Source organism: Acidovorax sp. FG60 (assembly GCF_057808995.1).
Genome location: NZ_JBMDJC010000013.1, coordinates 43,596 through 62,439, shown reverse-complemented (window position 1 = coordinate 62,439; position 18,844 = coordinate 43,596). Strand labels below are relative to the sequence as shown.

Sequence of the window (18,844 nt, the reverse complement as noted above, 5' to 3'; positions counted from 1 at the left end):
TTGCGGTATGCAAACAAATTTGATTCAAAATGTGTTGTCCGTTTTCCGTTGAATCTGTGGCAAGGGCCGTTGGATCAATCAACTCCCTGGTCGAGTAACGAACTACTGCTGTCCCCGCGAAGAGAAAAATGAAAAACCTCTCCATCAAGAAGCTCCTCTCGCTGGCGTTCGGTGCACTTGCACTGCTGGTACTGGTCGTCAGCTTGTTTGCCCTCCACGGGTTGAGCGGTGCCAACGACCGTTTCTCTGGCTATGTACATGGCGCTGCGGAACGCAAGAGCCTGGCCACCGACGTGCGTATTCTCGCCAACCGCCGCGCCATCGGCGTGCGGGACATGGTCCTCGTCAAGAAGGATTCTGACCGCCAGTCAGCCAAGTCCATGGCTGTCAACGCCCATGCACAGCTCCAGGTAACGCTCAAGTCGCTGAACGATGCAGTATCAGGCGCTGCAGACGCCAATGAGCGCGAGCGTGCTCTGGTCAGCGCCATCGGAAAGATTGAATCCCAATATGGCCCCGTGGCAGTGGCTATCGTGGAACTGGCGGCTTCAGGCAAGCATGATGAAGCCGTGGACAAAATGAACAACGAGTGCCGACCGCTGCTGGAGGCGCTGTTGACGGCTGTAGGTGACTACATCCGCTACAGCGACGAACAGGCGAAGCTCAATGTGGAGTCATCTGCCATCGCATATGTCTCCCAACGCACCATGCTGGTTGCCATCAGCGCCTTTGCTGTTTTGCTGGCTGTGATCCTTGGCTGGCGGATTCCTCGGCGTCTGGCGAGCTCGCTCGGCGCGGAGCCGGGTGAACTCAGCGATGTGGCCAAACGGGTGGCCCAAGGGGATCTCAGCCCCGTGCATGGCGCTGATGCCGCACCCAGTGGTAGCGTGTTGGCGTCCATGGGCACCATGCAGGGTCAACTGGTGGGATTGATAGGACAGGTTCGCAGCTCGGCCGATAGCATCGCCACGGCCAGCGCCCAGATCGCGGAGGGCAACAACGATCTCTCGGGGCGCACCGAACAGCAGGCTTCGGCACTCGAAGAGACAGCGGCTTCGATGGAGGAGCTCAGCTCGACCGTCAAACAGAACGCCAACAACGCCTATCAGGCGGACCAGTTGGCTCAGAGTGCCAGCGCTGTCGCCATCGATGGGGGCGCAGTCGTGAGCGAGGTGGTCGCCACCATGAAGGACATCAACGAAAGCTCCAAGAGGATCGCCGACATCATCAGCGTCATTGATGGCATCGCCTTTCAGACCAACATCCTTGCGTTGAATGCTGCTGTTGAAGCGGCGCGTGCGGGCGACCAAGGTCGGGGTTTCGCGGTTGTGGCCGCTGAAGTGCGCAATCTTGCGGGGCGCTCTGCGCAAGCAGCCAAAGAGATCAAGGACCTCATCAGTGCCAGTGTGGAGCGCGTTGAGGCGGGCACGGTTCTTGTGGACAAAGCCGGTGCGACGATGACGGAGGTTGTGGGCTCCATCAAGCGTGTTACGGACATCATGGGAGAAATCAGCTCGGCGAGCAAAGAGCAAAGTGCAGGCGTTGCGCAGATTGGCGACGCGGTGAGCCAGATGGACCAGGCGACCCAGCAGAACGCAGCCCTGGTCGAAGAAAGCGCCGCAGCCGCAGACAGCATGAGGGTGCAGGCGCAACAGTTGGTGGAGGCCGTGGCCGTGTTCAAGCTGTCTGACCAACGCGCAAGTGTTGCTGGCCCAAGCATCGCCACCGCACAAGCCCGAACTGTATTGGGCTCCTCGGTCAAGAAGACGTCGCACTCGGTAAAACCCGCGTTGGCCCGTACCGTCCGGCTAGGGACAACGCCCAAAACGGAAAACGGCTGGAAATAGGCCCTGGAGCAATAGTACCCAGTGCCCAGAAATGCAGGAATGACTGAGACGGGACCAGCGACCGGGGGCAGCGTTTGCTATCAGGCGTTGGGTAGTTAGCGCAATCAGAAGGATCATGCTCCGTTCAGGCTCGCAGTGGGCGACTTGGTGGCGAATGCCGTTGTGCTGGTGGGGGCCGTGTTTGTCAGTGGATCACTTTTGCTGCCTGCAATTTTGACAAACCGGAAATCCCATGCTCAAGCGCATCAGCACCGAAAATCTCAGGCAGGGCATGTATGTGCATGACTTCTGCGGTTCCTGGATGGATCATCCGTTCTGGCGTGCCAAATTTGTGCTCAAAGATCCCAAGGACCTGGCCCGAATCCAGGCGGCCGCCATTGAAGAGGTGTGGATCGACACCTCCAAGGGGTTGGACGTTGCGGCCGGTGTGCGCTCCGTATCCCGCGCAGAGGCCGACTTCCAAGTGGACACTGATTTCGGCATGCTCGACAGCCTGCCTTCGCTAGTGCTTGACCCTCCTCGAAAGCCGCCACCGGCGCGCCGCGAGCGCGACCGGGCGCCTGCATCCATGCACAGCGAATTGCAGGCAGCGGCTTCGATTTGTGTGGAGTCCAAGCAGGCAGTTGCCTCCATGTTCCGCGAAGCGCGCATGGGCAAGGCCGTGAATTCTGAAAATGCCCGCAGCCTGGTGGAGGAAATATCCGACTCGGTCACGCGCAACCCTGGCGCACTGATCAGCCTGGCGCGGCTCAAGACGGCGGATGACTACACCTACATGCATTCGGTGGCGGTGTGCGCCCTGATGGTGGCGCTTGCCAAGCAAATCCACCTCAATGAAGAGCACACCCGCAGCGCTGGCATGGCGGGTCTGTTGCATGACTTGGGAAAAGCCGCTATTCCACTGGCCGTGCTCAACAAGCCCGGCAAACTCACCGACACCGAGTTCGTCGTTGTTCAGAGCCATCCGGTTGAGGGCTACAAGATGCTCAAGGAAGGCGGAAATGTGGAAGACGCGGTGCTGGATGCCTGCCTCCACCACCACGAAAAGATGGACGGTACAGGCTACCCTGACAAGCTGAAGGGCGATGAGATCAGTCTCATTGCACGCATGACGGCGATTTGCGACGTCTATGACGCCATCACATCCGACCGACCTTACAAGCGAGGATGGGACCCTTCAGAGTCACTGCGCCGCATGGCCGAGTGGACCAAGGGCCACTTCGACCCCCAGCTGTTCCAGGCTTTCGTCAAGAGTATCGGTATCTACCCGGTGGGCTCGCTGGTGCGGCTGACTTCCGGGCGAATTGGCGTGGTGACTGAACAGGGACGGCAATCGCTGACCACGCCCAAGGTGAACGTCTTCTTTTCGAGCAAGTCGGCTTTGCGCATTCCTCCCGTCATCGTCGATCTGGCAGATCCAGGCTGCACCGAGAAGATCGTGGCGCGCGAAGACCCCGACAAATGGAAATTCCCAGACCTGCACGAAATGTGGTCTGGTACGCCTGCAGTTTGAGGGGCAGCACGCCCTGGCGCCTGTTTGGGCAAGTCCATCAAGATCGGGGCTTTCGTCCGCATGTTTGCCGCAGCCCGAGGTGCAAATTCTGCGGTGTTGGGGGGCTGCAGTGCAATGGTGCGAGCTGGGGGCCCAGAGACATGGCACCTCCTTGCCGACCAAGCGACGCAGGCCATTCGCGGGAGAGAAACCTTCACAGGTCTGCCGTGTGATCCCGGGCCTATAGCGCAGCCCGGCACCACCGGATGAGAAACTTTCTCCCATCAAGAAATCAATCAAATCGGGCTCTGGCGCTTTCTGTAAAAGCGCTAGCAGCTATCAATCTGATACTAATTGCCGCCAATCAACGCGGCAAACACCCCGCAAACCCCTTCGGCCCCGCCGCATTCACATCTGGCAGCGTCAGTGCCTCCAGCCGGTCGTTTTGCCCCGGTACCTTGGTCAGCCGCTGTCCGTTCTGCCAGCGCCACTTCGTGCCGTCAAAGCTGTAGATGAAGGTGTGGGTGCGGTTGGAGAGCAGGTGCGCCGGGGTCAGGGTGATGGACTGGGCGGCGGCTTCGGTGGTGGCGGTGGCCTGGGCCTCGTTGTCTTTGATGACGATCTTGCCCACGTAGGGGGTCACGGCTGATTCGGTGCGGGTGACCTCGGGCTGTACCAGGGCGGGGCTGTATCCGGTCTTGATCCATTCGCCGCTGCCCCCGGGGCGCACATGGGGCTCGCGCGCAGCAAGGGCCTGGGTGCACGCTGCTGCCAGCGCGTCAAAACCTGTCTGCGCGGGGCCGCTGGCTTCGGGCTTTTTGCACCCCAGCAGGGGCAGGGTCAGCGTAGCGGCCATTAGAAGGAGAGCAGAGCGCAGGGGCGATGGCATGTTCATCAAGGCGATGGGGCGGTGGTGTGGAGGGCACGCGATGTGAAGGGGGAAAGCTCCCAGCCTCCTCTATCGACGGTGGGGCATTGTGTGCCGCTGCGCAGGGTGGGGCTTGATGGAAGTCAATTCGCCAATCAATTCTGCGCGTCCTTCGGCATCAAAGCGGCTGCATCGCCCTGGTACCAGCGCGCCTGGGCGGTGGGGTCTTTCAGGGCGGCCAGCACGGCGGCGTTCAGCTCGTGGGCGCTGGCGGGCAGGGGCTGGTCGCGGTAGGCCAGGGCGGTGCCTGCCATCAGGGCCTCGGCATCCACCAGCAGGCGCAGGTTTTGGGGGATGGTGGGGGATTGTTCTGCGCAGTGCGGGGCCGACAGCGAGTGTGCCTTGCGGCAGGCGGCGGGGCGCACGGGGTAGATGCTGCAGCGCTCATCCACGAGAAAGCTGCAGGCCTGGCGTGCTGGGTTGGTAGGGTTGAGCGCGGCGGTGGTCACATGCCGGTGCAGAGCGCTGAGGGCATCGGCCAGTGCCTCTGCGGGCTGGGCACGCAGGTGCTTGGCGATGTGGAAGACCTCGGGCTCGGTCGCTTCGACCCGCAGGTGGCAGCAGTGGGCGCAACCGGCCTGGCAGGCGGGCTGGGGGACGGTGGCGCGGGCCTGCTCGGCCACGGTGTCCAGCCCCCGGTGCAGTTGCGCGATGAAGGCCACGGCGCCATCCGCACCATCGGCGCCCTGGGCCTGCCGCAGCGCCTGCGCTGCCCGCTGTCGCACGCGGGCGATGGATTGCAGGAAGGCGGAGCGCTCGTCGTCGGTCAGCATGGGCGGTTGGCGGGAGTGGGGGAAGGTGGCTGTGCCTCGCACCTTAGCGTGTTTGCCACCACGCGGGCAGCAGGCTGCGCACCTGGGCCTGTGCAAAGCGCTCGTCCATCAGGTGCACCACGCCCTCGTCGCTGGGCGTGCGGATCACGCGGCCAGCGGCCTGCACCACCTTTTGCAGACCGGGGTAGAGGTAGGTGTAGTCATAGCCCGCGCCAAACAGCGCCTGCATGCGCTCGCGGATCTGCTCGTTGACAGGGTTGACCTGCGGCAGGCCCAGCGTGGCAACGAACGCGCCTATCAGCCGCTGGCCCGGCAGGTCGATGCCCTCGGCAAACGCGCCGCCCAGCACGGCAAAGGCAATGCCCTGGCTGGTGTCGGTGAAGCGGGCCAGAAACTCGCGCTGCTCGCCTTCGAGCATGCGGCGCGACTGGCACCAGTGCGGCACGTCGGGGTGTTGCTGCGCAAACAATGCGGCGGCCTGCTGCAGGTAGTCATAGCTACTGAAAAACGCCAGGTAGTTGCCGGGCCGCGCACGAAACTGCTGCGCCATCAGCGCCGCAATCGGTGCCAGCGACGCAGCGCGGTGCGGGTAGCGCGTGGAAATGTGGCGCGCCACCTGCACCTGCAGCTGGTGCGCGGCAAAGGGCGATTCCACGTCCACCCACACATGGCCGTCGGGCAGGCCCAGCAGGTCGGCGTAGTAGCGCGCAGGCTGCAGCGTGGCCGAGAACAAGGTGCTGGTGTGTGCAACTGTGATGCGGGGTTGCAGAAAGGGCGCGGGCACCAAGTTGCGGATGCAGACCACGGAATCGCCGGGTTTAGCGGCCCGCTGGTGGGGGCCTGACGAAGTTTGGGTGATGTCCACCATCGAATGCGCATCGAGCAGGTCGGCCATGCGCTGCAGGTGGAGGGCATCGAAGTAGAACGTTTGCAGCGCGCCGTCTGGCTCCGTGGGGTGATCGGTAAAGTGTTCGGTGAGCGTAGTGGTGCACTGCTGCAGCGCGGCCAGCAGCTTGTCGGGGAAGGCTTCGAGCACCGTGTACGGGGCCGGGTGCGCCTTGTCCAGCGCCACCCAGGCGCGGCGCACCTTGTCCAGCGCCTTTTTCACCGGCGCATGCTGCGCAGCGGTGTGGCTGCTGCGGGCCTGGGCCAAGGCGGCGGGGTGCAGCTCGGCCGTGAACATCTTGCGGCCGCGCTCCACCAGGTTGTGCGCCTCGTCCACCAGCAGCGCCGTGCGCCACTGGTTGGCCTGGGCCAGGCCGTGCAGCAGGCCGCCCAGGTCAAAGTAGTAGTTGTAGTCGCCCACCACCACGTCGGCCCAGCGGGCCAGCTCCTGGCTCAGGTAGTAGGGGCAGACATCGTGCTGCAGGGCTACCTCACGCACGCGGGCTTGTTGCAAAGCGGTGACGGTTTTTCCTTCGATGGTGGTGGCCACCGCAGCGGCGCGTGCAGCAGGCAGCCGGTCGTAAAAGCCCCGGGCCAGCGGGCAGGATTCGCCGTGGCAGGCCTTGTCTGGGTGTTCGCACGCCTTGTCGCGCGCCACCAGCTCTAGCACACGCAGGGGCAGCGCCGGTGCGCTGTCGGCCAGGCGCGCCAGCGCATCCAGCGCCATCTGCCGCCCCGAGGTTTTGGCGGCCAGAAAGAACACCTTGTCGATGCGCTGCGCAGGCGCAGCCTTGAGCAGTGGGAACAGCGTGCCCATGGTCTTGCCAATGCCCGTGGGCGCCTGGGCCAGCAGGCAGCGGCCCGCCACTGCCGTCTTGTACACGGCCTCGGCCAGCGGGCGCTGGCCGGTGCGAAAGTCGCCAAACGGAAATGCCAAGGTGGTCAGTGCCGCGTCGCGTGCGGCACGGTGGGCCACCTGCTGTTCGGCCCAGGCAATGAAGCGCTGGCACTGGGCCTCGAAGTGCTGGCGCAGGTCGTCGGCGTTGCAGCGTTCGGTGAACACCGTCTCTTGTTGCGTGCCCACGTCCAGGTAGACGAGTGCCACGTCGATGTGCGCCAGCTGCTCCTGCTCGCACAGCAGCCAGCCATACACCTTGGCCTGCGCCCAGTGCAGGTGGCGGTGCGATGCGGGTTGGCGGTCCAGCCGCCCTTTGAAGGTCTTGACCTCGTCGATGCGCTGCTGCGCGGGGTCGTAGCCATCGGCCCGGCCGCGCACGCGCAGGCTTTGGTAACTGCCGCTCAGTGCCACCTCGGCGCGGTAGTCTGCACCCCGGCGCGACGCTGCCACCGCATGACCCGCCATGCCTTCCAGCGCGGTGGGTACGGGCGTAAAGCGCAGGTCCAGGTCGCCCTGCTTGGCGGTGAACTCGCACAGTTCGCGCACCGCCACGGTGTAGGTCATGGTGGGGTGGTCGGGGTGTCGGTGGCGGGAGGAGCAGGCTCGCCCAAATGGGTCTGAGCCATGTCATCATCGTTGCGCAGCGGCGTGGCCTTGCAAAGTGCCATCCACACCGCAAAGGGCAGCGTGCAGCGGTTGTGCCGCGCGGGGCGCAGCAGCTCAAAGCGCCCGTCCTCCACGCTGCCGTGCAATACCCAAATGCCGAAGTGCTCAGGGATCTCGTTGGGCTCGGCTATGCCTGCCGGGAAGACGTAGTAGCACTCCTCGCACAACCACTGATAGGCCTGCCGCTTGGCATCGTGCCGCAGGTCCGACAGCAGGTCGGCCCGGCTGGCCTTCACCTCATGCACCATGGGCTGCAGGTAGGCGGGCACAGAGGTGTTGCGCACCGAGAAAAGATCAGGCCGGGCCATGCGCCACACGTTGGCGGCGGCGCGGGCAGCGGGGGCGTGGTCATCCTCGGCCCACAGCGGCGCCACGGCGGGCGCGGTGTTGGTGGGTGCATCGGCCGTGGCCGCAGGCAGCAGCACATCCCCCATCGGCACGGTGTCGATCACCGCGCGCAGTGACAGTTCGGTCCATACGATGCGCCCCGAAGCCAGCAACTGCGCTGCAAACTTCTGCCCCAGCCGGTCGTGCAGGCTCAGCGCCCGCACGCCACGCTGGCGGGCCTGCGCCAGGGTGCGGATGCCTTCGTCGGTGAGGCGCAGGGATTCGTAACCATCGGCCGCAATGTGCAGACTGATGAGGCCCGCAGCCAGCAGGTCAATCTCCAGCCCATCCTTGCACGGCCAGCCTGCCGAGCGCCAGATCTGCATCAGGCGGGTGCGGTGAAAGCGGGTGATCGGGGTGGAGGGCGGGGAGTCCGAAGTGGGGGAGGGCAGCGCCGTCATGGCAGGGTGGGTGGGCTGGCGTCACACTGATTTTAATCACAGTGTCTGGGAGGGACTGTTTTTTGGACAAGGGTAGAACAGGGTTGCAGAGGAGTTGGGGGTGTGATCGGCACCTGGCGCAATATGGGTGGGTGCTAACAGCTATTGAAATGTGAGCATCCCCACGGTGACATTCCGAGGGAGAAGCAATGAGTCACCAGGGGCCTGAATGAGGACGCTCCTGCCCGCCATTGGGCTAACAACCGGAAGTTGTTGTCGCGTGGCCGTCTATGCCGCAGGAAAATTGGAAGCGGTTGCGTGAGGCTAAAACGTAGCGTTTGTGGCCGGTCAGATTTCTGACGCTGATAGCAGACTCCCGGGCAACTGCAATCCTTATCCCATACCTTGCCAACGTCCTCTGCTCACCGGCTCCCAATCTGCGGATGCGCCCCCAGCAGCGCATTGGCCAGCGCGCTCACGCTGGGCAGTTCACTGCCTGCCGGTGTCATGCAAACGAGCAGCTTTCTCCGAGACCAAGCATCAGATAGCCCTAGGATCTGGGTGCCTGACTTGGCAAAGCGCACAGCCGCGCTTTCGGACATCACCGCCACCCCCACGCCTTCGGCTACCAATTGCGCGACAGTGTCAAATCCGCCCAGACGCACCCGATGGCGCGGGACCCGGCCACTGCGACTGGCCTGGGCTGCCAGAAAGCGGCTGAGTCCACTCTCCCGGGCCAAACCCACAAAGGGATGCTCTAGCAATTCGCCATATGCCACGGAGCGGCGGCGGCCCAAAGACCAGCGCTTTGGCAAGAGTGCCACCAGACGGTCATCGACCCATGGCTGCACAAGCAGCCCAGAGGTGTCGACGTAATCGGCGACGATGCCCAGGTCGGCGGTGCCACGGCGCAATGCCTCTACAACCGCCTCGCTCGAAAGCTCTTGCACATCCACATCAAGATCAGGGGTCTTCACCAAGAATTGGCCAATCGTGCGCGGAAGGCTCTCGGACATGGCGGCTGTGTTGCACAGCAGCCGAACGGTCCCGCGCAATCCATGACCAAAGCTCGCCATCTCTACATGCAGCGATTCGAGCTCAGCCAGCACGCGGTTGGCATGGCGCAGCAGAGCGCGTCCCGCATCGGTGGGTATTGCGCCCGACTTGGACCGCTCCAACAACCGCGAACCGGTCGCGTCTTCAAGACCCTTGAGGCGAGCGCTGGCCGCAGCCAACGACAGATTCACGGACGAAGCAGCGGCAGTGATGGTTCCATGCTCCATCACGGCGGCAAAGAGGTGCAGGTCAAACGGATCAACGCGGTAATCCGTGGTGCGGCGCTTAGGGGTACTCATGACCGCCATCCTACGGAATATGCGAAGGATCTGTTCACTGCTATCCGATGGACAGCACTTGGGCCATGCACACACCATAGGGCATGGACATATTGCAGCTCTTGATGGTGGTCGTTGTTTTCGTTCTGGCCGGTGGTGTGAAGGGCGTCACCGGCATGGGGCTGCCTACAGTGGCCGTGAGCTTGCTCGGGCTGTGGATGCCCCCGGTGCAAGCGGCCGCACTGTTGGTCATACCCTCGCTGGCAACCAATATCGCGCAATGCCGTGGCCCTCACCTGCGCTCACTGGTATCCCGGCTGTGGCCTGGTTGGCTGGCAATCGCGATCGTGACTGTGAGCGCGCCCGGTCTGGGGGACGCCGTTTCCGCACAAACGACCAAGGGCTGGCTGGGCGGGATTCTCATGGCCTATGGCATCTGGGGCTTGTGGCGACCTCAGCTGCCCGATCTTTCACTCACCAGCAAATGGCTCAGCCTGCCGACCGGCGCGGCCACTGGGTTCGTGACGGCACTCACGGCCGTCTTCGTATTGCCCTGGGTTCCCTACTTGCAGACGCTGCGGCTGGGCAAGGACGAGATGGTGCAAGCGCTGGGCCTTTCATTCACCGTGGCCACTCTGTCGCTCGCTGTGAAAGTGCAGATGTCCGCCCCTTTGGGGTTGATCTCGTCGTCTGTTGCTATTGCAGTCGGTGGAGCATTGATCGGCGCATTGAGCGGGCTCAAGCTTGGTGAGCTGCTACGTAGCCGCCTTGTCGGTCCCGTCTTCCAGAAGGCACTTTTTATGGTGTTCCTCGGATTGGGTGCAGCCAACCTGATCCAGGCACACTGACACAGCATGAGCGGACAAAAGGAGTTGCTTGAAGCTGCAGCCTTGTTAGAGCGGGCTTACCGGCTGGCACATGTGTTGCAAGGCGGAGATTTGCTTGAAATCGGAAGCAGACAGTTTGTTGCAGATGAGCTTGTCGAGGTGCTTGACGAAGCTCGTGTGGCGCTTTTTACCGCCTGTGATTTGCCCAAGCCGCTCTGACTTTCTCTAAGCTGGAATGAGTCTTCCAAGCACCTAGCAAGCGTTCGAAAGATGAAACTGGGCGACTGCTCCTGGCCTATTGATCTGGCGCATCCATTCATGAGCCCCGTTCGAGCCGAGGCTGCCGAAGCCCTGGGCAAGCTGAGGTACAGCGCCATCGATACTCTGGAGTAAACCGCGCCGCATCAATAACAAGGCGCCCAATCCCCTCACCACTCCGCAAAGCTCCCATCCCGGTGCCGCCACACCGGGTTCCTCCACCGGTGCCCCTCCTGCGCCCGCTCGCGCACATAGTCTTCGTTCACCTCAATCCCTAGCCCGGGCCCGGTGGGGATGGCCACCATGCCATCCTGGTACGCAAACACCTCGGGGTTGGACACATAGTCCATCAAGTCGTTGGCCTGGTTGTAGTGGATGCCCAGGCTCTGCTCCTGGATGAAGGCGTTGTAGCAAACCGCGTCCAGCTGCAGGTTGGCCGCCAAGGCAATGGGCCCCAGCGGGCAGTGCAGGGCCAGGGCTACGTCGTAGGCCTCGGCCATGCTGGCGATCTTGCGGGTCTCGGTGATGCCGCCTGCGTGCGAGGGGTCGGGCTGGATGATGTCCGCATAGCCGCCTTGCAGCACGCGCTTGAAGTCCCAGCGCGAGTACAGGCGCTCGCCCAGGGCGATGGGGGTGGACGAGATGCGGGCAATCTCCTTCAGCGCCTCTTCGTGTTCGCTCAGTACGGGCTCTTCGATGAACATGAGCTTGTAGGGCTCCAGCTCCTTGACCAGCACCTTGGCCATGGGGCGGTGCACGCGGCCGTGAAAGTCCACGCCAATGCCGACGTTCGGGCCCACGGCCTCGCGCACGGCGGCCACGTTCTGCAGGCAGCGCTCCACCTTGTCGTAGCTGTCCACGTACTGCACCTCTTCAGTGCCGTTCATCTTCACGGCCGTGAAGCCGCGCGCCACGGCGGCCTGGGCAGCGGCGGCGGTCTCGCTGGGGCGGTCTCCGCCAATCCAGCTGTAGACCTTGATGTGGCTGCGCACATTGCCGCCCAGCAGTTCGGACACGGGCACGCCCAGCGCCTTGCCCTTGATGTCCCACAGCGCCTGGTCGATGCCGGCCAGCGCGCTCATGTGCACGCCGCCGCCCCGGTAGAAGCCGCCCCGGTACAGCACGGTCCAATGGTCTTCGATGTGGCGTGGGTCCTTGCCGACGAGGTAGTCTGCCAGCTCATCGACCGCAGCGGCCACGGTGTGCGCGCGGCCCTCCAGCACGGGCTCGCCCCAGCCAGTGATGCCTTCGTCCGTTTCGATTTTGAGGAAGCACCAGCGCGGCGGGACGATGAACGTGGTGAGTCGGGTGATCTTCATGGGGGATGGGCAGTCGGTTCAGAAGTGCTGGGTTGTCTGGAACGAGTAGGGGGCGGTTCAGGCCGTGGCGGGCGCTGTGCCAAAGGATGCCTGCCAGGCCCGCGCAAACGCTGCAGCCTTGTGCGCGACTTCGGGAGCCTGGTCGCCGGGTCGGTACAGGGCCGAGCCCAGGCCAAAGCCGCTGGCGCCCGCTGCCGCATAGGGGGCAATGCTCTCGGGCACGATGCCGCCCACGGGCACCAGTGCCATGGGCGGCGTGATGACGGCGCGCCAGGCCTTGAGCACATGGGGCGGCAGCGCCTCGGCCGGGAAGAGCTTGAGCATATTGGCCCCGGCGGCCAGCGCGGCATAGGCCTCGGTCAGCGTGGCCACGCCGGGCGCGCAGGCCATGCCGGCGGCGCGTGCGGCGCGGATCACGTCGGGGTCGCTGTGGGGCATGACGATGATCTGCCCACCGGCTGCGGCCACGTCGGCCACGGCATCGATGGAGAGCACGGTGCCTGCGCCCACTAGGCAGTCGGCAGGCAGTGCATAGCGCAGCGCGCGGATGCTGGCCAGCGGCTCTGGGGAGTTGAGCGGCACTTCGATGATGCGAAACCCTGCGTCGTACAGCGCGTGGCCGATGGCCACCACCTCGTGCGGCTGCACGCCGCGCAGGATGGCGATGAGCCCGCAGCGCTGCAGGATGTGGAACAGGGCTTTGTCGATGGGGTTCATGCAGCCAGACTCCCGGCGGTGAAGGGGTGTGAGGGGGCGGGTGCGGGCGCAACGACCAGCCCTGCCGCCAATGCGATCTGCCACAGCCCGGTGGCCGTGGCTTGCGTGGCGATGGTGGGGGCGGCAAAGCCGTAGGCCTGCATTGCGACGGCGTAGCGGCGGCACAGGTCGGGCTCGCCGCACAGCACCAGCGTTGGTGGTGTTGTCGGGGTTTGATCCTGTGCGCGGCTCAGGCTCGCCACCTCATGCCCGATCAGCAGGCCGGAGAGGTAGTCCGCTTGCGCGGTAGGCGCCAGTGTTCCGGTCAGCCCCAGCGTGCGTGTGCTGAAAATGTGCGAGAGCAGTCCCAGCGCGGCATCGCTGCCCCGCGCCACCTCTAGCCCGCGCGCAAAGGCATCGTCGTCGGGGGCCGCTGCAGCCTGCATGGTCTTGCTCAGAATGGTGTGTCCGCGCAGCGCAGCAAACACCTCGCCGGTCATGAAGGTGTGAAACTGTTCGATGCAGCCTTGCCGTGCCAGCACCCATTTGCTGTGGGTGCCGGGCAGGCCGATGAGCACGGGCGCATCCGCAGGCAGCGCAAGGCCCGCCAGCACGCCCAGCACCTGGGTTTCTTCGCCGCGCATCACGTTGGGCAGTGCACCCTTCTGCAAGAGGCCCGGCACGATGTGCAGCGGCGGGCCGTTGCGCCGCTCCACCAGCGTCAGGCCCCGCGCCAGTGCATCGAGCGAGGTGGGCGTTGGCAGGTACTTGGCCTCGCGCCAGCCCTGGGCGCTGCCCACCATGCCGCAGGCCAGCAGGGGCAGGCCAGGTGTGGCGGCCAGCCAGTCGCCGCAGGTGTCTTGCAGTGCGCGTTCAAATGCGGCGCTGGGTTCGCCGTCTGCCACGCTTGCAGTGGCGGGGGGCAGGTTCATGATGCCCCAGGGGCGGTGCCGCGTCTCCAGCACCTCGCCATGCGCGCCCATGCGGAAGGCGCGCAATGCGCTGGTGCCCCAGTCCAGGGCGATAAGGCCCGCCTCGGCGGGCACCAGATAACGTGCAGGCGCCATGGGTGTCCTGATTAACGTGCCCAGCGCAGAACGAGCGGGTCAAGCCGCCGTGCGATGTCGATCAGGCCGCGCCGCACTTCGGGGTGCATGGCCGGGAAGGGGTGGCGGCCTGCCTCGCAGGTGATCACGCCACCTTCCTTCATGAGTGCCTTGGCTGTGAGGATGCCGCCCTGGCGGTTTTCGTGGTTGATGAGGGGCAACCAGCGCTGGTAGAGCGCAAACGCCTGGTCCATGTCGCCCTGGCGGTGCGCCTCGATGATGGGGCGAATGCCGTCGGGGAACGCACCGCCCGTCATCGCGCCCGTGGCGCCGGCATCCAGGTCAGCCAGCAAGGTGATGGCCTCTTCGCCGTCCCACGGGCCTTCGATGGCGTCTCCACCCAGGCGGATCAGCTCGCGCAGCTTGCTGGCGGCACCGGGCACTTCGATCTTGAAGTAGGCCAGGTTCTCGATCTCCTGCGCCATGCGGGCCAGGAAGGGGGCCGACAGCACGGTGCCGCTGGCGGGCGCGTCCTGCACCATGATCGGGATGCGGATCGCATCCGACACACGGGCATAGAACTCGTAAATCTGCGCTTCCGGAACGCGGAAGGTGGCGCCGTGGTAGGGCGGCATGATCATCACCATGGCCGCGCCCATGTCCTGCGCGGCGCGGCTGCGCTCGGCGCACACGCGGGTGCCGTAGTGGGTAGTCGTCACGATGACGGGCACCCGGCCTGCCACGTGCTCCAGCGATGTGCGGGTGAGGACTTCGCGCTCGGCATCCGACAGCGAGAACTGCTCGGAGAAGTTGGCCAGGATGCAGACGCCATCGACGCCCGCATCGATCATGAAGTCAAGGCAACGCTTCTGGCTGTCGAGGTCGAGCGTGCCGTCTTCATGGAAGGTGGTGGGCACCACGGGGAAGATGCCTCGGTAGCGAGGGTTCTGGAGGGAATGGGTGGCGGGCATGGCGGGCATGGGTAAAAAATTGAGTGAAATGAGGCTCTGTCGCCTGTCCATTAATCGCTGATAGCTATCAAATGTGTAGCATTTTTCTGTGGCTGACGAGGCAAAGGCGCCAAGCGACTTCGGGGGCGTCCTTCAATGAGAGTGACGCGGGACCGCCGCACCACGGCAACCCACCAGAAAGTCAAAGTCGCAACCATCGTCTGCCTGCAGTACGTGGTCCACATACAGGCGTTGGTAGCCGCCGCGTCCGCCGTTGTCCGCGCCAGCCAATGCGGCCAGGCGTGCTGCCAGTTCCTCGTCGCTGATGTCCAGGTGCAGGCGGCCGTTCTCGCAGTCCAGCTCGATGAAGTCGCCATCGCGCACGGCAGCCAGCGGGCCACCGGCTGCCGCCTCGGGCGCCACGTGCAGCACCACGGTGCCGTAGGCGGTGCCGCTCATGCGGGCGTCGGAGATGCGCACCATGTCCTTCACGCCCTGGCGCAGCAGCTTGGGCGGCAGGCCCATGTTGCCCACCTCGGCCATGCCGGGGTAGCCCTTGGGGCCGCAGTTCTTGAGCACCATCACGCAGCTGGCGTCGATGTCCAGGTTTTCATCGACGATGCGCTCCTTGTAGTGCTCCAGGTTCTCGAACACCACGGCGCGGCCCCGGTGCTTGAGCAGTTCGGGCGAGGCGGCGGAGGGCTTGAGCACCGCGCCACGCGGCGCCAGGTTGCCGCGCAATATGCAGATGCCACCGTCGGCAATCAGCGGGTTGCTGATCGGGCGGATCACCTCGTCGTTGTATTGCGGGGCTTCGCGCACGTTGTCCCACAGGCTCTTGCCGTTGACGGTGAGGGCGTTGGGGTGGGGCAGCAGGCCGTTCTCGCCCAGGCGGCGCAGCACGGCGGGCAGGCCGCCCGCGTAGTAGAACTCTTCCATCAGGAAGCGGCCCGAGGGCTGCAGGTCCACCAGCGTGGGCGTGCCACGGCCGATGCGGGTCCAGTCCTCCAGGTCCAGCTGCACGCCGATGCGGCCCGCGATGGCTTTCAAATGAATGACAGCGTTGGTCGAGCCGCCGATGGCGGCGTTGGTGCGGATGGCGTTCTCGAAGGCTTCGCGCGTGAGAATTTTGGAGAGCGTGAGCCCTTCGTGCGCCATCTCCACAATGCGCTTGCCCGACATGTGGGCCAGCACATAGCGGCGCGAGTCAACCGCCGGGATGGCTGCGTTGTGCGGGAGCGATGTGCCCAGCGACTCGGCCATGCAGGCCATGGTGCTGGCCGTGCCCATGGTGTTGCAGGTGCCGGCAGAGCGTGACATGCCGGCCTCGGCCGCGAAGAACTGGTGTTCGTTGATCTCGCCCGCCTTCAGTGACTCGTGCAGGCGCCACACGGCCGTGCCCGAGCCGATGTCCTTGCCGTCGAGCTTGCCGTTGAGCATGGGCCCGCCCGTGACCACGATGGCAGGCACATCGCAGCTGGCCGCGCCCATCAGCAGCGCAGGCGTGGTCTTGTCGCAGCCCACCAGCAGCACCACCGCGTCGATGGGGTTGCCGCGAATGGCCTCTTCCACGTCCATGCTGGCCAGGTTGCGCGTGAGCATGGCCGTGGGCCGCAGGTTGGATTCGCCGTTGGAGAACACCGGGAACTCGACCGGGAAGCCACCCGCCTCGTAAATGCCGCGTTTCACATGCTCAGCAATCTTGCGAAAGTGAGCATTGCACGGGGTCAGCTCGGACCAGGTGTTGCAGATGCCGATCACGGGGCGGCCGTCGAACGCATGGTCGGGGATGCCCTGGTTCTTCATCCAGCTGCGGTACATGAAGCCGTTTTTGTCGGCCGTGCCGAACCATTCGGCGGAGCGGAGTTTGCGCTTGGGGGTGGTCATGGTGGGGTGCGAGAGAAAGAGGAGAAATGAAGAGTCAACGGGCTTTGCCCGAGCGGCGCGAAAGCAGCCGCTGCAGCAGACAGAAAGCGAACAGCAGCACACCAACGACGATGCGTGTCCACCAGGAGCTGAGCGTGCCGTCGAAGGAAATCAGGGTCTGGATGATTCCGAGCATGAGCACGCCAAACAGCGTGCCCGCCACATAGCCCACGCCACCCGTGAGCAGCGTGCCGCCAATGACCACGGCGGCAATCGCGTCCAGCTCCATGCCCACGGCGTGCAGGCCATAGCCCGACAGCATGTAGAACGTGAACACCACGCCCGCCAGCGCTGAGCAAAAGCCCGAGAGCGTGTAGACGCCAATGAGCGTGCGGCGCACCGGCAGGCCCATGAGCACAGCCGAGTGCTCGCTGCCGCCCACCGCATACACGCTGCGGCCAAACGGCGTGCAGTGCGCCACGAACAGGGCCACCATCAGCACGGCGATGGCGATGAGCGCCCCCAGCGAAAGGGATGCGCCTTCCCACAGCGGCAGTCGCCATTGCGCCAGCTCCGAATAGCCTTCGTGTGTGATGCTGATGGAGTCGATGCTGATGAGGTAGCACAGCCCGCGCGCCAGGAACATGCCCGCCAGCGTGACGATGAAGGGCTGCAGCCGAAAGCGCTCGATGAGGAAACCCATGAACGCGCCAAATGCTGTGCCCATCAGCAGCACCAGCGGGATGGCGACCATAGGGTTCCAGCCCCGGTGTTCCACCAGCGCGGCCAGCACCATGGTGGTCAGCGCCACCACCGAGCCCACCGAGAGGTCGATGCCGCCCGACAGGATCACGAACGTCATGCCCACCGCCACGATGATGAGGAAGGCGTTGTCGATCAGCAGGTTGAGGAACACCTGGGCCGAGAAGAACCCGGTGTACAGCACCGAACCCAGTGTGGCCATGGCCACGAACAGCGAGATGGTGGCTGCCAGCGGCAGGTACTTGGGGTTGAACCGCGCGCGCGCGGCCGTGGCCTGTGGGGCAGGGTGGTTCACGGTGCCGAAGCCTGCGGTTTTGGGTACGGCGCTCATTGCAAAGCTCCCGCGCCGGGGCGACGTGCCAGGGCGCCCACTTGCGCCCGGAACTCGGGCGACTGCAGCAGCATCACGATGAACACCACCACGGCCTTCACCACCAGGTTGATCTCGGGCGGCACGCCGAGCGAATAGATGGCGTAGGTCAGCGTCTGGATGATGAGTGCGCCAATCACGCTGCCCACCAGGCTGAAGCGGCCGCCCGTGAGGGCGGTGCCACCCAGCGTGACGGCCAGGATGGCGTCCAGCTCCAGCAGCTGCCCGGCGTTGTTGCCATCCGCGCTCTTCACGTTGGAGCTGATGAGCAGCCCCGCAATGCCCGCGCACACGCCGCAGAACACATAGGCCGCCACGATAAGCCGCCCCGCCTGCACACCCGCCACCCGCGCCGCCGTGGGGTTGATGCCCACTGCCTGGATGAACAGGCCCAGCGCAGTGCGCGTGATGGCGAGGTACAGCACCACGAAGACTGCGGCCACTACGAACACAGAGAACGGCAGCCCTGCCAAGTACCCGCCGCCCATGAAGAAGTAGGGCGTGTAGTAGATGGTGATGATCTGCCCGTCGGTGATGAGTTGGGCAATGCCCCGGCCTGCCACCATGAGGATCAGCGTGGCGATGATGGGCTGCATGCCCACCTTTGCCACCAGCACGCCGTTCCACAAGCCGCACAGCAGTGCCACGCCGATGGCGCCCAGGATGGCGACGGGCAGTGGAAACCGGCTCTCGGTGCCCGACACCGAGCCGCCGATCAGCCACGCTGCCACGGCCGCTGCAATGGCCACCGTCGCGCCCACCGAAATATCGATGCCGCGCGTTGCGATCACCAGCGTCATGCCCAGCGAAACCAGCACCAGCGGTGCGGCGCGGTTCAGTATGTCGATGAGGCTGCCGTACAGGTGGCCGTCGCGCCATTCAATGTGCAGGAAGCTGCTGTTGAACACCGTGTTCACGATGAGCAGCAGTGCCAGCGTGATCAGTGGCCAAGCAAGGCGATGGCGCAGCAGCGCGGAAACAGCGAAGGAGGTGCTACGTTCAGACATACAGGTCATCCACGGCGCTGCGCCCGATACTGGCGCGGTCCAGGCGAGGGCAGCCAAGCAAGGGCCGCCCCGCAGCGAGGGCTGCGTCCCCCTGCCCGCAGCGCGAAGCGGTGCGAGAGCGGGGGGAAGCCGCGAAGCGGCTCAGGGGGGTGT

General features: G+C 64.7%; 16 protein-coding genes. 4 read left to right on the top strand and 12 right to left on the bottom strand.

Annotated features, from left to right (window positions below):
* Window positions 1-128 precede the first annotated feature (128 nt).
* Window positions 129-1,847: a methyl-accepting chemotaxis protein gene (locus tag ACODS0_RS18815; RefSeq protein WP_488836424.1), complete on the top strand. Its 1,719-nt coding sequence runs from the start codon at window positions 129-131 to the stop codon at window positions 1,845-1,847.
* Window positions 1,848-2,079: 232 nt separating this feature from the next.
* Window positions 2,080-3,360 (top strand): cyclic di-GMP phosphodiesterase, encoded by a 1,281-nt coding sequence (locus tag ACODS0_RS18810; RefSeq protein ID WP_488836422.1) that lies wholly within the window; start codon window positions 2,080-2,082, stop codon window positions 3,358-3,360.
* A 343-nt stretch (window positions 3,361-3,703) separates the two neighbouring features.
* Here the strand turns inward: ACODS0_RS18810 and ACODS0_RS18805 are convergent, their stop codons facing one another.
* The 5 genes from ACODS0_RS18805 to ACODS0_RS18785 all read right to left on the bottom strand — a co-directional run bounded on the left by ACODS0_RS18805 (window position 3,704) and on the right by ACODS0_RS18785 (window position 9,611).
* Window positions 3,704-4,228 carry a hypothetical protein gene (locus ACODS0_RS18805; RefSeq protein ID WP_488836420.1) on the bottom strand — a complete coding sequence of 175 codons (525 nt, stop codon included), beginning with the start codon at window positions 4,226-4,228 and terminating at the stop codon, window positions 3,704-3,706.
* Between the two features lie 134 nt (window positions 4,229-4,362).
* Window positions 4,363-5,040, bottom strand: coding sequence for a YkgJ family cysteine cluster protein (locus tag ACODS0_RS18800; RefSeq protein WP_488836418.1), 678 nt, complete (start codon window positions 5,038-5,040; stop codon window positions 4,363-4,365).
* A 43-nt stretch (window positions 5,041-5,083) separates the two neighbouring features.
* A complete protein-coding gene (locus ACODS0_RS18795) occupies window positions 5,084-7,387 on the bottom strand; it encodes an ATP-dependent DNA helicase (RefSeq protein WP_488836416.1) in 2,304 nt (767 codons plus the stop codon).
* On the bottom strand, window positions 7,384-8,277 hold the full coding sequence (locus ACODS0_RS18790) for a hypothetical protein (RefSeq protein ID WP_488836414.1): 894 nt from the start codon (window positions 8,275-8,277) through the stop codon (window positions 7,384-7,386). The genes ACODS0_RS18795 and ACODS0_RS18790 overlap by 4 nt, the downstream gene beginning before the upstream one ends.
* A gap of 401 nt (window positions 8,278-8,678) precedes the next feature.
* Complete coding sequence (locus ACODS0_RS18785; protein WP_488836413.1) at window positions 8,679-9,611, bottom strand: LysR family transcriptional regulator; 933 nt, start codon at window positions 9,609-9,611, stop codon at window positions 8,679-8,681.
* An 83-nt stretch (window positions 9,612-9,694) separates the two neighbouring features.
* On the opposite strand from ACODS0_RS18785, the gene ACODS0_RS18780 reads away from it, so the two are divergent.
* Together ACODS0_RS18780 and ACODS0_RS18775 are read left to right on the top strand one after the other, a co-directional pair.
* Complete coding sequence (locus ACODS0_RS18780) at window positions 9,695-10,438, top strand: sulfite exporter TauE/SafE family protein (protein WP_487257089.1); 744 nt, start codon at window positions 9,695-9,697, stop codon at window positions 10,436-10,438.
* A 6-nt stretch (window positions 10,439-10,444) separates the two neighbouring features.
* Window positions 10,445-10,636, top strand: coding sequence for a hypothetical protein (locus ACODS0_RS18775; RefSeq protein ID WP_488836411.1), 192 nt, complete (start codon window positions 10,445-10,447; stop codon window positions 10,634-10,636).
* A 209-nt stretch (window positions 10,637-10,845) separates the two neighbouring features.
* Here ACODS0_RS18775 and dgoD read toward each other — a convergent pair whose 3' ends face one another.
* From dgoD to ACODS0_RS18740, 7 genes are all read right to left on the bottom strand, one after another.
* On the bottom strand, window positions 10,846-11,994 hold the full coding sequence (gene dgoD, locus ACODS0_RS18770) for a galactonate dehydratase (RefSeq protein WP_488836409.1): 1,149 nt from the start codon (window positions 11,992-11,994) through the stop codon (window positions 10,846-10,848).
* A gap of 57 nt (window positions 11,995-12,051) precedes the next feature.
* Complete coding sequence (locus ACODS0_RS18765; protein WP_488836407.1) at window positions 12,052-12,711, bottom strand: 2-dehydro-3-deoxy-6-phosphogalactonate aldolase; 660 nt, start codon at window positions 12,709-12,711, stop codon at window positions 12,052-12,054.
* Window positions 12,708-13,757: a 2-dehydro-3-deoxygalactonokinase gene (locus ACODS0_RS18760; RefSeq protein ID WP_488836405.1), complete on the bottom strand. Its 1,050-nt coding sequence runs from the start codon at window positions 13,755-13,757 to the stop codon at window positions 12,708-12,710. Before ACODS0_RS18760 ends, ACODS0_RS18765 begins: the two co-directional genes overlap by 4 nt.
* An 11-nt stretch (window positions 13,758-13,768) precedes the next feature.
* Entirely contained in the window at window positions 13,769-14,707 is a 939-nt protein-coding gene (locus tag ACODS0_RS18755) for a dihydrodipicolinate synthase family protein (protein WP_488836512.1), read from the bottom strand.
* A 132-nt stretch (window positions 14,708-14,839) separates the two neighbouring features.
* On the bottom strand, window positions 14,840-16,573 hold the full coding sequence (locus ACODS0_RS18750) for an IlvD/Edd family dehydratase (RefSeq protein WP_436130083.1): 1,734 nt from the start codon (window positions 16,571-16,573) through the stop codon (window positions 14,840-14,842).
* A 34-nt stretch (window positions 16,574-16,607) separates the two neighbouring features.
* Window positions 16,608-17,645, bottom strand: coding sequence for a galactofuranose ABC transporter, permease protein YjfF (gene yjfF / locus ACODS0_RS18745; RefSeq protein ID WP_192421274.1), 1,038 nt, complete (start codon window positions 17,643-17,645; stop codon window positions 16,608-16,610).
* Window positions 17,642-18,691 (bottom strand): ABC transporter permease, encoded by a 1,050-nt coding sequence (locus ACODS0_RS18740; RefSeq protein ID WP_488836402.1) that lies wholly within the window; start codon window positions 18,689-18,691, stop codon window positions 17,642-17,644. The genes yjfF and ACODS0_RS18740 overlap by 4 nt, the downstream gene beginning before the upstream one ends.
* Between the last annotated feature and the right edge of the window lie 153 nt (window positions 18,692-18,844).